This is a genomic window from Streptomyces sp. NBC_00009 (genome assembly GCF_045040855.1).
GTDB lineage: Bacteria > Actinomycetota > Actinomycetes > Streptomycetales > Streptomycetaceae > Streptomyces > Streptomyces aureus.
This window is the reverse complement of record NZ_CP108312.1, coordinates 2891294-2903858: the sequence shown is the minus strand read 5'-3', so window position 1 is coordinate 2903858 and position 12565 is coordinate 2891294. Positions and strand designations below refer to the sequence as shown.

Sequence of the window (12565 nt, the reverse complement as noted above, 5' to 3'; positions counted from 1 at the left end):
GTGAGCAGCCACGCGTCGAACCACGCCCGCGTCATCCCCCTGCGCCCGGACCTGCGCGCGGACCCGCGCCCCGCCCCGGCGGAGCCTGCCGGGCCCCCGTCCAAGGAGCCGCTCTGGCGCGACATCGTGGGGGACGTCCTGCGCCGTGAGCGCCTCGCCCAGGAACGCACGCTGAAGGACGTCGCCGACGCCGCCCGAATCTCCCTGCCGTACCTCTCCGAGATCGAGCGCGGCCTCAAGGAGGCGTCGTCGGAGGTCCTGGCGGCCGCCGCCCACGCCCTGGGCCTCGGCCTCGCCGACGTCCTGGCCCTCGGTCAGTCCGAACTGCTCCGCCTCGCCACTCCGGCCTCACGGCCTGCCGTCCGCCGGGTGCCCCCGCGCCAGGGCGAGGTACGCCTCGCGGCGTGAGAACACCGTTCCCGACATCGTTCCGGACATCGTTCCGGACACCGTGAGCACAGCCCGTTGTCAGTGGTCGCACCTACGCTGCGAGAGCGGCTGTGTGACGGCTGCCGGACGCAGGGGTTCATGACGTTCGGGCGGGACGGGGAGCGGGGGCGGGGAGCGCGATGCTGGTTGCGGTCATGGGGGCCGTCGGGGGAATCGTGGCGGCGGCCGTCGGCGCGGTCATCGCGGCGTGGGCGACGCTGCGGGCGCGGCGGAAGCAGGACGGGGCGATCAGCTTCGTCGACGTCACGGTGAAGGACGCCGAGGCGGTGCTCGCGGAGCCGGACGCGGACGTGCGTGTACTGGGCGAACTGGTCCCCCAGCGCCCGGTCCTGGACATCGCCGTGCGCAACGACGGCGACCTGGACGGCATCGTGCGACGCGTGCAGGTGGACGTGCAGGGCCTGCTCCACGTCCCACCGATCGAGCCGCCGGTCGTCCTCGTCCTGCCCGGGGCGACGATCACCGCACCCCTGCCGGCGCAGCAGCGAAGCATGGGTCCGAGCGCCGCGTACGCCGTCAACTTCCCGCTCAGGGAAGGGAGTTACCGCCACTCCGTCAGTCAGCTGATCCCCGCGGGCACCGTGGACAGATTCGCCGTGTCCCTGGTGGCGACGGAGGCGGAGCGGGGCAGGGACTTCTACGGGGTGAGCCTGTCCCTCGACTGCGGCAGGACGAAGAAGGGCCGGGCAAGCGCGGCATGGGAATCCGTCCGGGTGCTGGCCTACGGGCCTCCGGCCTGGGAAAGCCCCGACGAGATCAGGGAACGCCTGTCCCGGATGGCCGACCGCGTGCGCGAACTGGCCCCGTCCGGCGGCGAGAGCGTCGGCGTGCTCTTCAACTCCACGGTCCACCCCGCCCGCACGGCGATGGACGACTACATCACGGTCTACGAGAACAAGCTCAAGGTCCTGACCACGGCGCTCGGCGAGTGCCTGAAGTACGCCGCGGACGACACCCGGATACGGACCTGGCTGACGGAACTGGAGCGCGCCACCGAGGAGATCGAACCCCTGCGCCACCACGCGACGGCACTGCGCGCCTCGGGCGGCCACACCTGACCCCGCACGCCCGCCGATGCGGCGAGCGCCACCCCGCCTACCCCTGCATCGCCCGCCGCGCGCCGGCCTCGGTCGGATACTCGCGGACGGTGAGCGCGGCGACGCTCCAGCCCACGCAGAACGCGGCGAACGCCGGCATGACAGGAGCCGCGATCACCACGAGGCCACGGCCGAGGACGGCCAGACCGGTGGAGCGCCGGACGGAAGCACGCCGCGCGGCACGCGCCCGCCCGGGACCGGGCGGGTCCAGCAGGTCCCTGCGGTGCGCCCGCCGCTGCACGATCCAACCCCAGACGGCGCCCACACAGGCCGCGACGACCTGTGCCACGTCCCACACGGTGCGCACGAGCCTGATGATGACCGCCGGACCAGCGGTGGAGTTGATCCATGCTGCGATCAGAAGAGCGCCGGCCAGGACGCCCCACCACTGGTCCAGTCCGCCGAATCGCCCGCTCTTTGCCCCCGAAGTCGCCATGAGGCAAATCGTGGCAACCGGGAGGTGCTGTCATGCGGCTCAGGAGAACCTTGACCGGAAGCGATCACCTAACGGCTGACAGGTGACACCTGCTCGGCGGCGTTGTTCTGCGGCTTCGCAGCCGTCACCTCGCAGCGCGATCGCAGGGAGGGCCCGACGGGCGCGGAATCGGCTGGGACCCTCGTGCGTTGAGGGCAGTGGGCGTGGGATGCGGTGGTGTGTGAGCCGGGAGTCCGCCCGAATGACCGGAGTGACAGATATTGGAGGGCCGTAATGGCTGCGCAGACGCAGAAGGCCGTGCTGGCCGGCGGGTGTTTCTGGGGGATGGAGGAGCTGATCCGCCGGCTTCCGGGCGTGACGGCGACCCGGGTCGGATACACGGGCGGAGACGTACCGAACGCGACGTACCGAAACCACGGCACGCACGCCGAGGCCATCGAGATCCTTTTCGACCCCGAGAAGACCGACTTCCGCGCGATCCTGGAGTTCTTCTTCCAGATCCACGACCCGAGCACCAAGAACCGCCAGGGCAACGACATCGGGCTCAGCTACCGCTCGGCGATCTACTACGTGGACGACGAGCAGAAGCGGATCGCCGAGGACACCATCGCGGATGTGGACGCCTCCGGACTGTGGCCCGGCAAGGCCGTCACCGAGGTGGAGCCGGTCGGCCCCTTCTGGCAGGCCGAGCCCGAGCACCAGGACTACCTGCAGCGATACCCGGACGGCTACACCTGCCACTTCCCGCGCCCGGGATGGCGTCTGCCCGCCCGCACGGAGGGCTGACGGCGAGGCTCGGGCCCGGCCGAGATCTACGCGGCATTCCCGCCCGGTTCGACCGGCAGGCGCTAGTGGCGCAGCGTCGCCGGGCTCCCGCCGTTCGCCTCGTAGCCCGCGACCGCCAGCGCCCGGAACACCGCGTAGTCCGCCGCAGGGTCCGAGCCCGTCGTCCAGGGGAGCGCGCCGACGTGGCCGTCGACGTGGAGCAGCTGCTCCATCGCCTCGGCCCAGCGCTCGCAGCGGACCAGGAAGAACACCAGGAGGTGGCGGACGTGGGCGAGCATCGGGTCGTCCGGGCGGGCGGCCTGGACGGCGAAGAGCGCGCCGTGGATCGACTTGGTGACGACCTCGCTCCGGTAGAAGCTGCGCACCAGATTGACGTCGGGCAGGTGCTCGTAGACCGCGAAGAGGGGGAGCGCGGCGAGGAGCGAGCCGCGCGGGGCGCGCGCGGCGGCGGCCTCGGCGAAGGCGAAGGCGAGCTCGCGCGAGCCGTGCCACTTCTCGCACCAGTACCGCAGGCCCGCGAGGTGGGCGCCCATGTGGCCCGGCGCCGTGTCGAGGATCTTGAGCCAGAGCTGCTCGAAGTCGTGCTGGGAGTACCCGAGACCGCGGGCCACGGCGAGATGCGTGATGTGGGGGACCGGGTCGCCGGGGGCCAGGAGCGCCGCGTCCTCGCAGGCCGACCTGGCCTCCTCCAGGATGATCCGCCGCTCGTCGGCCTGGGCCTCACCGCCCGCGTTCCGCCAGGCCTGCTGGACCAGGAACTCCGCGAACACCTGTGCCCCGCCCGGGTCCTTGGGGTCCTGGGCACGCCACGCGTGGAGCCATCCGGCTCCGAGCCGCGGGGTCTGCGCCAGCTCCAGGGCGGCGGCGCCGGCGATCGCCTGCACGCGCTCCCAGCGCTGCTCGCTCTCCTTGCCCGTGCCGGCGAGGAGCTGCTTGGCGGCGGTGAAGTCCTGGTTGCGCTGGACCACCGACATCACGTTCAACAGGTCCTGGTCGGGGCCCGGGAGCCGCACGTCCAGGTCCTCCTGGCGCATGAAGCCGTACTCCGCCGGGTCCGCGGCGTCCGGCGAACCGGGCGCGACCTGGCGTATCCCGCCGCGCCTGCGCAGCAGGTACGGGCCGAGCACCGCCCCCAACATGACCACTGCCATCAGGACCCAGAGAATTCCCATGCGTACAAGCGAACCAGAAGGGTCGGACAATTGGCGAACCAGGCCCGGTAGGGCCGCCGCGCGGCCCGTGTGCGCACTACGCTCTGGCCGCATGAGCGACACGCACAACAGCCAGCACGCCCACGGCGGTCACGGGTTCGAGACCGTGGCCATTCACGCGGGCAACACGGCCGACCCCCTGACGGGCGCCGTGGTCCCCCCGATCTACCAGGTCTCCACGTACAAGCAGGATGGCGTGGGCGGGCTGCGCGGCGGCTACGAGTACAGCCGCAGCGCCAACCCGACCCGGACCGCCCTCGAAGAGAACCTCGCCGCCCTCGAAGGCGGCCGCCGCGGCCTCGCGTTCGCCTCCGGGCTCGCCGCCGAGGACTGCCTCCTGCGGACGCTGCTCGCGCCCGGCGATCACGTCGTCATCCCGAACGACGCGTACGGCGGCACGTTCCGTCTGTTCGCGAAGGTCGTCTCGCGGTGGGGCGTGGAGTGGTCGGTCGCCGACACCAGCGACCCGGCGTCCGTGCGCGCGGCGCTCACGCCGAAGACCAAGGTCATCTGGGTCGAGACGCCGTCCAACCCGCTGCTCGGGATCACCGACATCGCCGCCGTCGCGCAGGTCGCGCGGGAGGCGGGGGCGGGGCTCGTCGTCGACAACACCTTCGCGAGCCCGTACCTCCAGCAGCCGCTGGCGCTCGGCGCGGACGTCGTCGTGCACTCCCTGACCAAGTACATGGGCGGTCACTCGGACGTCGTCGGGGGCGCGCTGATCGTCGCCGACCCGGCGCTCGGCGACGAGCTGGCGTACCACCAGAACGCGATGGGCGCCGTCGCCGGGCCGATGGACGCCTGGCTCGTGCTGCGCGGCATCAAGACGCTGCCCGTGCGCATGGACCGGCACAGCGAGAACGCGACGAAGGTCGCCGACATGCTGTCCCGGCACGCGCGCGTGACGCGTGTTCTGTACCCGGGCCTTCCGGAGCACCCCGGTCACGAGGTCGCGGCCAAGCAGATGAAGGCGTTCGGCGGCATGGTGTCGTTCCAGGTCGAGGGCGGCGAGGAGGCCGCCGTGGCGGTCTGCGACCGGGCGAAGCTGTTCACCCTGGGCGAGTCCCTGGGCGGTGTGGAGTCCCTGATCGAGCACCCGGGACGCATGACGCACGCCTCGGTCGCGGGCTCGGCGCTCGAAGTGCCCAGCGACCTCGTACGCCTCTCCGTGGGCATCGAGTCGGCCGACGACCTGCTCGCCGACCTCCAGCAGGCGCTCGGCTGATCCCGCGCAGGGCCTCCTGAAGGAGGCGCGCGGTCACCAGCCCGTGAGTGGTGGAGTCGTCCCAGACGGCGGCTCCACCCAGGGCCTGGCCAGCAGGGCCCACACGAAGAAGGCGGTCATCGCCAGGGACAGCGCCAGCCACATCAGGCGGCGCAGCACCCTCCTGCGACGCAGGATCCGCCCGCCCCGGCGCACCGCCTCGGCGTGGATCTCGGGCGGCAGCGCTCCCTGGGCGGCCTCCAGGACCGCGCGGACCTCGCGTTCCCTGCGGGCCTGTGCGTTCATGACGGCACCTCCTCCAGGGCCGCCGCGTCCCCGAGGGGGGCCGGGGCGGGCCCGCGCGGCGGGTGCAGGACGAGCGCCATGGCGCGCGCGTGGATGGCGTGCACGCGCTCCATGGGGAGCCCGAGCAGCGCCGCCACCTGCTCCTCGCCGACCCCTTCGTACAGGCGCAGCACCAGGATCAGCCGCTCCTGCGGGCCCAGGTGACGCAGCACGCCGCCGTACCCGCGGTGCCGGTGCCAGGCCGCGCGGGCGAAGCGCAGGGCGAGCTCCTTGCGGGCACGGTCGTAGGGGTCCTCGCCGCGCAGCCGGTCCCAGGAGGCGTAGGTCTGCGCGAGCGCCGACGTGAGCAGTTTCCGCGCGCGCGGGTTGTCGTCGGCCGGTTCCGTGGTGAGCAGGGTCGCGGCATGGAGCAGCCGCCCTGCCGCGCCCGCGACGAACGCCTCGAACTCCCGGGCCCGGCGGGCGTCCTGGAACGCGCGCCGTTCTCGCACCGCACCTCCAGCCGGGCCGCTCGGCGGCCGGTCGCCGGACGGGACGGGCCCCGGCCGCATGCGACAGGGGCCCGGTCTCATATGAGGGCAGGTGCGGGCCCGGGGTCAAGAGCCGGGAGCGGCTTCCCCGGACGGGGCGGGCTGGCCCGTCTGCCGCGCGGACAGCGCGGTGTTGAAGCGCGTGAGGAGCGCACAGAACTGTTCGCGCTCCTGCGGGGTCCACTCCTGCGTCAACTCGGCCATCAGGGACCGCCTGGACGTGCGTACCTCGTCGAGCCGGGCGAGGCCGCGCGGCGAGAGCTGGAGGACGACCGCGCGCCCGTCCTCCGGGTGGGACGTCCGCTTGACGAGGCCCGTGTCGACGAGCGGCGCGACCTGACGCGTCACCGTCGACGAGTCGATGCCCATGCTCGCGGCGAGCGCCTTGACGCCCATCGGGCCTTCCTTGTCCAGGCGGTTGAGCAGCAGATACGCGGCTCGGTCCATCGAGTTGCGCACCTGCCCGACCCCGCCGAGCCGGGTCTGTTCGGCACGGCGGGCGAAGACCGCCACCTGGTGCTGCAGGGTTTCGAGGAGGCCGGTGTCGCCGGCGGTCGTCATGTCCATCGTTTCCGGTGGTGTGGGCATGGCCGGGGGCTCACTTCATGCGAGGGGTGGTGGGTTGGGGGACAGGGTACGCGGCCGGACGGCGGGCCGTACCGACGCTGCACAATCCAGTCTCGGACCGTGGTCACGCCAGGAGCCGTACGGCGTGAGCTGCGAGACTTGCCGTCATGAGCTACAGCACGGCTGACTCCTTGCCGACGGTGACCCTGGACGATGTGCGCGGCGCGCAGAAGATGCTCTCGGGGGTCGCGCGGATGACGGCGATGGAGGGCAGCCGGTACCTCTCGGGGCTGGTCGGGGCGCCGGTGCACCTCAAGTGCGAGAACCTCCAGCGGACCGGCTCCTTCAAGCTGCGCGGCGCGTATGTCAGGATCGCGGGCCTGCTTCCCGAGGAGCGCGCCGCGGGCGTGGTCGCCGCGAGTGCCGGAAACCATGCGCAGGGTGTAGCGCACGCCTCTTCTCTCCTCGGCGTACGCTCCACGGTCTTCATGCCGGTCGGCGCGCCCCTGCCGAAGGTCGCGGCGACCCGGGACTACGGCGCGGAGGTGCGGCTGCACGGGCAGGTCGTCGACGAGACGCTGGCGGCGGCGCAGGAGTACGCGCACGAGACGGGTGCCGTGTTCATCCACCCCTTCGACCACCCGGACATCATCGCCGGGCAGGGCACGGTCGGCCTCGAGATCCTGGAGCAGTGCCCCGAGGTGCGCACGATCGTCGTCGGCATGGGCGGCGGCGGGCTCGCCGCGGGCATCGCGGTGGCGGTCAAGGCGCTGCGTCCCGATGTGAAGGTGATCGGTGTGCAGGCGGCGGGCGCGGCGGCGTACCCGCCCTCGCTCGAGGCCGGGCGGCCGGTGTCGATCCCGTATCCGGCGACGATGGCCGACGGCATCAAGGTGGGGCGCCCCGGTGACGTGCCGTTCCAGCTGGTCGAGGAGCTGGTCGACGAGGTCCGTACGGTCTCGGAGGACGAGCTGTCGAGCGCGCTGCTGCTCTGCCTGGAGCGGGCCAAGCTGGTCGTCGAACCGGCTGGGGCGAGCCCTGTCGCGGCGCTGCTGAGCGACCCGCACTCCTTCGAGGGCCCGGTCGTGGCGCTCCTGTCGGGCGGCAACGTCGACCCGCTCCTGATGCAGCGGATCCTGCGCCACGGCATGGCTGCCGCCGGGCGCTATCTGTCGCTGCGGCTGCGTCTTACGGACCGTCCCGGCGCCCTGGCGACGCTTCTCGGTGTGCTGTCCGTGGTCGACGCCAACGTCCTCGACGTGAGCCACGTGCGCACGGATCCCCGGCTCGGTCTCACGGAGGCCGAGGTCGAGCTGCACCTGGAGACGAAGGGCCCGGTGCACTGTGCCGAGGTCGGCGCGGCGCTGCGGGACGCGGGTTACCTCGTCATCGACTGACCGGCCGGCCGCGGAATCACCGGCCCGCCGGCAGATTACGGAAAACCGGTTGATGAGACGCGATGTATCGCGATACCTTGTGGTCCACGTCACTACTCCGTCGGGCGTGCCCAGACGGGCATACCTAAGATTTTGCCGAGCAAGGCAACCAAAAGGTCACCCACAACCCATGGGGGAAGCCACATGCCAGGCGCCATCTATGCCGAAGGTCTGGTGAAGACCTTCGGCGACGTCAGGGCTCTGGACGGCGTTGATCTCGATGTCCCGGAGGGCACGGTCCTCGGCCTGCTCGGTCCGAACGGGGCGGGGAAGACCACTGCCGTGCGCTGTCTGACGACGCTGCTCACGCCGGACAGCGGCAAGGCCGTCGTCGCGGGCATCGACGTTCTCAAGCATCCGAACGAGGTGCGGCGCTCGATCGGCCTCTCCGGTCAGTTCGCCGCGGTCGACGAGTATCTGACGGGTCGTGAAAACCTGCAGATGGTCGGCCAGTTGTACCAGATGAAGGCCAAGGAGGCGAAGGCGCGGGCGTCCGAGCTGCTCGAGCGGTTCAACCTCACGGACGCCGCCGACCGGACCTCGAAGACGTACTCCGGAGGCATGCGCCGCCGGCTCGACCTGGCCGCCGCGCTCGTCGTCTCGCCGCCCGTGATGTTCATGGACGAGCCCACGACGGGACTCGACCCGCGCAACAGGCTGCAGCTGTGGGAGGTCATCCAGGAGCTGGTCGCCGGCGGCACGACCCTGCTGCTGACCACCCAGTACCTCGAAGAGGCCGACCACCTGGCGCACGACATCTGCGTGATCGACCACGGCCGCGTCATCGCGCGCGGCACCTCCGACCAGCTCAAGGCCCAGACCGGCGGCGAGCGCGTCGAGCTCGTGGTGCACGAGCGGGAGCACATGACGCCCGCCGCCGAGATCCTCGCCGGGTTCGGCAAGGGCGAGACCACCGTCGAGCAGCACACCCGCAAGCTCACCGTCCCCGTCACCGGCGGCGCCAAGCTCCTCGCCGAGGTCATCAGGGAGCTGGACACCCGCGGCATCGAGATCGACGACATCGGTCTGCGCCGGCCCACCCTCGACGACGTCTTCATCTCCCTGACCGGCCACGTGGCCGAGGAGAAGGAGGACGAGAACGGCTCGGGGGCGGGCGCCGCCAAGCAGTCCAAGCGCAAGAAGGAGGCCGACAAGTGAGCGCCGTCACCCAGCCCCTCACCCCCCGCCCCGCGGGCGGCCCCGTGCAGTCCGTCCGGGACTCCCTCGTCGTCGCCAAGCGCAATCTGATCCGGATGACGCGGATCCCCGAGGTCGTCATCTTCGGGCTGATCCAGCCGATCATGTTCGTGGTGCTGTTCAGCTTCGTGTTCGGCGGCTCGATGAACATCGGGGGCACCACCGACCCCGCGGTCTACCGCGAGTTCCTGATGGCCGGCATCTTCGCCCAGACCGTCACGTTCGCCACGGCGGGCGCCGGAGCGGGCATCGCCGACGACATGCACAAGGGGCTCATCGACCGCTTCAGGTCGCTGCCGATGTCCCGCGGCGCCGTCCTCACCGGACGCACCCTCGCGGACCTCGTGCAGACGGCCCTGACCCTGCTCGTCCTCGCGATCGTCGCGCTCCTGGTGGGCTGGCGCATCCACGAGGGCCTCCCGAAGGCCCTCGGCGCCTTCGGCCTGCTGCTCCTCCTCGGTTACGCGTTCACGTGGATCGGCGCCCTCATCGGCCTGTCCGTACGCACCCCTGAGGCGGCCACGTCGGGCGGGCTGGTCTGGCTCTTCCCGGTGACGTTCATCTCGAACGCGTTCGTGGACTCCAGCCAGATGACGCCCTGGCTGCGCCACATCGCCGACTGGAACCCGTTCAGCGCCACGGTGCAGGCCTGCCGCGTGCTGTTCGGCAACCCGGGCGTCTCGACGTCCGAAGCCTGGCCCATGCAGCACTCCGTGTGGGCCTCGCTGATCTGGTCCGTCCTGATCATCGTCGCCTTCCGGACGCTCTCGGTCCGCAAGTACCGCAACGCGACGGCCTGACGGCGACGGCCCGACCGAGGCAGCCCGACCGATACGGCTCGGCACGCGAACATGCGAAGGCCCCCGGCGCAGCACGCGCCGGGGGCCTTCGCCATGGGTCGGATCAGCCGCTGTAGGGCTTCGCCGCGAGGATCTTCACCGAGGCGAGCTTGCCGTTCGGCAGCTCGTACTGGGCGTCCTCGCCGATCTTCTTGCCGTTCACGCCGGAGCCCAGCGGGGACTGCGGCGAGTACGTCTCGATTTCGGCGCTCGCGTACTCGCGCGAGGCGAGCAGGAACGTCATGGTGTCGTCCTCGTCGCCGTCGAAGGCGATCGTGACGACCATGCCGGGTGCGGCGACGTCGGCCGCGGCCGGCGCCTCGCCGACCTTGGCCTTCTCCAGGAGCTGGGTCAGCTGGCGGATGCGGAGCTCCTGCTTGCCCTGCTCCTCCTTGGCCGCGTGGTACCCGCCGTTCTCGCGCAGGTCGCCCTCCTCGCGTGCCGCCGCGATCTTCACGGTGATCTCGGCGCGCGCGGGACCAGACAGGTACTCCAGCTCGTCCTTGAGCTTGGTGTACGCCTCCTGCGTGAGCCAGGTGACGTCTTCGCTGGTCTGGGTCACAGGTGCTCCTCGTAGGTACTGGGAATACAAAGCATCGCCCTACCCAGAAGCATGTGCTCTCACGGGAGGGCGAAACCACGAGCCTAACAATTCAGGCGCCGAAGGGGGAGGACATATGCCATCAAGAATTCGTCGACGCAGGTCAGGCGTCGAAACCCGTACGGCCGGCGGTGCGGCGGCGGTGTGGCCGAGGTGCGGCCACCGTGCGGTCAGCCCGCGTGGCAGCCGAGCAGCTCCGCGCTGGTGCCGCGGGCCGTGGTGCGCAGCGTCACGACCTTGTCGATCCGGCTGTCGCGCTGGTCGAAGCGGAAGTCCGCGCGGCCCACCTCGGCGCCGTCGGTGGACAGCGAACGGATGGTGCAGTAACCCTTCGCGTCGGTGTCCTTACGGACCTCGAGGTGCACCTTGACCGCCTCGTCGGAGGCCTTGAAGGTGATGACCTCGGCGCTGATCTTCGTGCCGAACACGTAGTGGTAGCCGAACCAGCCGATCAGGACGACGAGCAGGGCGCCGAGCACGGCGCCGACGATCTTCAGGGTGCGGTCCGCGCGTTCGTCGGCGGAGCGGGAACGGCCGTAGCGGCCGTCGGGGAGCTGCTCACTCACCGCACTCATGATCGATCCTCTCGCGCGGGGCGGTCGAGGACCGGCCCCTGACAGACTGCCGGAATTTTCCGCCCCCCGGTTCCGTCACTATAGAAGCCGCCCATTGCGCTGTATGACCGAGGGCGCCTTATTCACCGAGTCATTCACTGAGGATCTTGTCTTGACTGAGCAGCTGCGACTGATGGCCGTTCACGCCCACCCCGACGACGAGTCGTCGAAGGGCGCGGCCACCATGGCCAAGTACGTGTCCGAGGGGGTGGCCGTCCTTGTCGTGACCTGCACGGGCGGGGAACGCGGCTCCATCCTCAACCCGAAGCTTCAGGGGGACACGTACATCGAGGAGAACATCCACGAGGTACGCAAGAAGGAGATGGACGAGGCGCGCGCGATCCTGGGCGTCGACCAGGAGTGGCTGGGCTTCGTCGACTCGGGCCTGCCCGAGGGCGACCCGCTGCCCCCGCTGCCCGAGGGCTGCTTCGCGCTCGAGGACGTCGACAAGGCGGCGGGTGAGCTGGTCAGGCAGATCCGTTCGTTCCGCCCGCAGGTCGTCACGACGTACGACGAGAACGGCGGCTACCCGCACCCCGACCACATCATGACCCACAAGATCTCGATGGTGGCGTTCGAGGGCGCGGCGGACACCGAGAAGTACCCGGAGTCCGAGTTCGGCCCGGCCTACCAGCCGCAGAAGCTCTACTACAACCAGGGCTTCAACCGGCCGCGCACCGAGGCGCTGCACCAGGCGATGCTGGACCGCGGCCTGGAGTCGCCGTACGCGGAGTGGCTCAAGCGGTGGGACGAGTTCGAGCGGGTCGAGCGGACGCTGACCACGCACATCCCGTGCGCCGACTTCTATGAGATCCGCGACAAGGCGCTGATCGCGCACGCCACGCAGATCGACCCCGACGGTGGCTGGTTCCGCGTCCCGATGGACGTCCAGCGGGCGGTGTGGCCGACCGAGGAGTACGAGCTCGCGAAGTCTCTCGTCGATACCTCCCTCCCCGAGGACGACCTCTTTGCGGGCATCCGCGACAATGCCTGACATGAGCGCAAGCGCAAGCCTGGCAATGACGCATCTCGTCCCCCTCGCCAAGGAGGTCGACGAGAACAAGGTGACCCCGGGCGTCCTCGGTTTCATCGTCTTCGCGGTGATGGCCGTCGCCGTCTGGGGCCTGATGAAGTCGATGAACCGCCACATGGGCAAGGTCGACTTCAAGGAGAAGCCAGACGTCGCCGCGGACTCCGCGACCGGCTCCGGCGCCTCCCCGGCCTCGCCCGCCAAGGGCTGACGCCCAGCTGGACGGAACGCGCTCGGCACGGCGATGAGCCGCGCCGAGTG

Annotated in this window: 16 protein-coding genes; 9 read left to right on the top strand and 7 right to left on the bottom strand. The window is 70.8% G+C overall.

Features of this window, described 5'->3' with window-relative positions:
* Both OHA58_RS12855 and OHA58_RS12850 read left to right on the top strand, forming a co-directional pair.
* A complete protein-coding gene (locus tag OHA58_RS12855) occupies window positions 1–408 on the top strand; it encodes a helix-turn-helix domain-containing protein (protein ID WP_405478824.1) in 408 nt (135 codons plus the stop codon).
* Window positions 409–569: 161 nt separating this feature from the next.
* On the top strand, window positions 570–1508 hold the full coding sequence (locus OHA58_RS12850) for a hypothetical protein (protein ID WP_405478823.1): 939 nt from the start codon (window positions 570–572) through the stop codon (window positions 1506–1508).
* Between the two features lie 37 nt (window positions 1509–1545).
* Here OHA58_RS12850 and OHA58_RS12845 read toward each other — a convergent pair whose 3' ends face one another.
* Window positions 1546–1983, bottom strand: coding sequence for a hypothetical protein (locus OHA58_RS12845; protein WP_405478822.1), 438 nt, complete (start codon window positions 1981–1983; stop codon window positions 1546–1548).
* A gap of 273 nt (window positions 1984–2256) precedes the next feature.
* Here OHA58_RS12845 and msrA point away from each other — a divergent pair, with 273 nt between their 5' ends.
* Entirely contained in the window at window positions 2257–2769 is a 513-nt protein-coding gene (gene msrA / locus OHA58_RS12840) for a peptide-methionine (S)-S-oxide reductase MsrA (RefSeq protein ID WP_405478821.1), read from the top strand.
* Between the two features lie 62 nt (window positions 2770–2831).
* On the opposite strand, the gene OHA58_RS12835 is transcribed toward msrA, so the two are convergent.
* Window positions 2832–3941: a hypothetical protein gene (locus tag OHA58_RS12835; protein WP_405478820.1), complete on the bottom strand. Its 1110-nt coding sequence runs from the start codon at window positions 3939–3941 to the stop codon at window positions 2832–2834.
* 91 nt (window positions 3942–4032) lie between these two features.
* Here OHA58_RS12835 and OHA58_RS12830 point away from each other — a divergent pair, with 91 nt between their 5' ends.
* Window positions 4033–5205, top strand: coding sequence for a cystathionine gamma-synthase (locus tag OHA58_RS12830; protein ID WP_405478819.1), 1173 nt, complete (start codon window positions 4033–4035; stop codon window positions 5203–5205).
* 33 nt (window positions 5206–5238) lie between these two features.
* Here the strand turns inward: OHA58_RS12830 and OHA58_RS12825 are convergent, their stop codons facing one another.
* From OHA58_RS12825 to OHA58_RS12815, 3 genes are all read right to left on the bottom strand, one after another.
* Window positions 5239–5490 (bottom strand): hypothetical protein, encoded by a 252-nt coding sequence (locus tag OHA58_RS12825; RefSeq protein WP_405478818.1) that lies wholly within the window; start codon window positions 5488–5490, stop codon window positions 5239–5241.
* Complete coding sequence (locus tag OHA58_RS12820; RefSeq protein WP_405478817.1) at window positions 5487–5981, bottom strand: sigma factor-like helix-turn-helix DNA-binding protein; 495 nt, start codon at window positions 5979–5981, stop codon at window positions 5487–5489. The genes OHA58_RS12825 and OHA58_RS12820 overlap by 4 nt, the downstream gene beginning before the upstream one ends.
* Before the next feature lie 105 nt (window positions 5982–6086).
* Entirely contained in the window at window positions 6087–6608 is a 522-nt protein-coding gene (locus OHA58_RS12815; protein ID WP_227296965.1) for a MarR family winged helix-turn-helix transcriptional regulator, read from the bottom strand.
* Window positions 6609–6754: 146 nt separating this feature from the next.
* Between OHA58_RS12815 and ilvA the strand changes: the two genes are divergently transcribed.
* The 3 genes from ilvA (at window position 6755) to OHA58_RS12800 (ending at window position 10020) form a co-directional block, all read left to right on the top strand.
* Window positions 6755–7984 (top strand): threonine ammonia-lyase, encoded by a 1230-nt coding sequence (ilvA, locus tag OHA58_RS12810; protein ID WP_405478816.1) that lies wholly within the window; start codon window positions 6755–6757, stop codon window positions 7982–7984.
* A gap of 183 nt (window positions 7985–8167) precedes the next feature.
* Complete coding sequence (locus OHA58_RS12805; RefSeq protein ID WP_405478815.1) at window positions 8168–9181, top strand: ATP-binding cassette domain-containing protein; 1014 nt, start codon at window positions 8168–8170, stop codon at window positions 9179–9181.
* Complete coding sequence (locus OHA58_RS12800; protein ID WP_405478814.1) at window positions 9178–10020, top strand: ABC transporter permease; 843 nt, start codon at window positions 9178–9180, stop codon at window positions 10018–10020. The genes OHA58_RS12805 and OHA58_RS12800 overlap by 4 nt, the downstream gene beginning before the upstream one ends.
* Window positions 10021–10123: 103 nt before the next feature.
* On the opposite strand, the gene greA is transcribed toward OHA58_RS12800, so the two are convergent.
* A complete protein-coding gene (gene greA, locus OHA58_RS12795; protein WP_405478813.1) occupies window positions 10124–10621 on the bottom strand; it encodes a transcription elongation factor GreA in 498 nt (165 codons plus the stop codon).
* Window positions 10622–10830: 209 nt separating this feature from the next.
* Window positions 10831–11235 carry a DUF4307 domain-containing protein gene (locus OHA58_RS12790; RefSeq protein ID WP_405478812.1) on the bottom strand — a complete coding sequence of 135 codons (405 nt, stop codon included), beginning with the start codon at window positions 11233–11235 and terminating at the stop codon, window positions 10831–10833.
* Window positions 11236–11386: 151 nt separating this feature from the next.
* On the opposite strand from OHA58_RS12790, the gene mca reads away from it, so the two are divergent.
* Both mca and OHA58_RS12780 read left to right on the top strand, forming a co-directional pair.
* On the top strand, window positions 11387–12268 hold the full coding sequence (mca, locus tag OHA58_RS12785; protein ID WP_405478811.1) for a mycothiol conjugate amidase Mca: 882 nt from the start codon (window positions 11387–11389) through the stop codon (window positions 12266–12268).
* Window positions 12261–12515 carry a hypothetical protein gene (locus OHA58_RS12780; RefSeq protein WP_405478810.1) on the top strand — a complete coding sequence of 85 codons (255 nt, stop codon included), beginning with the start codon at window positions 12261–12263 and terminating at the stop codon, window positions 12513–12515. The genes mca and OHA58_RS12780 overlap by 8 nt, the downstream gene beginning before the upstream one ends.
* The last annotated feature ends 50 nt before the right edge of the window (window positions 12516–12565 follow it).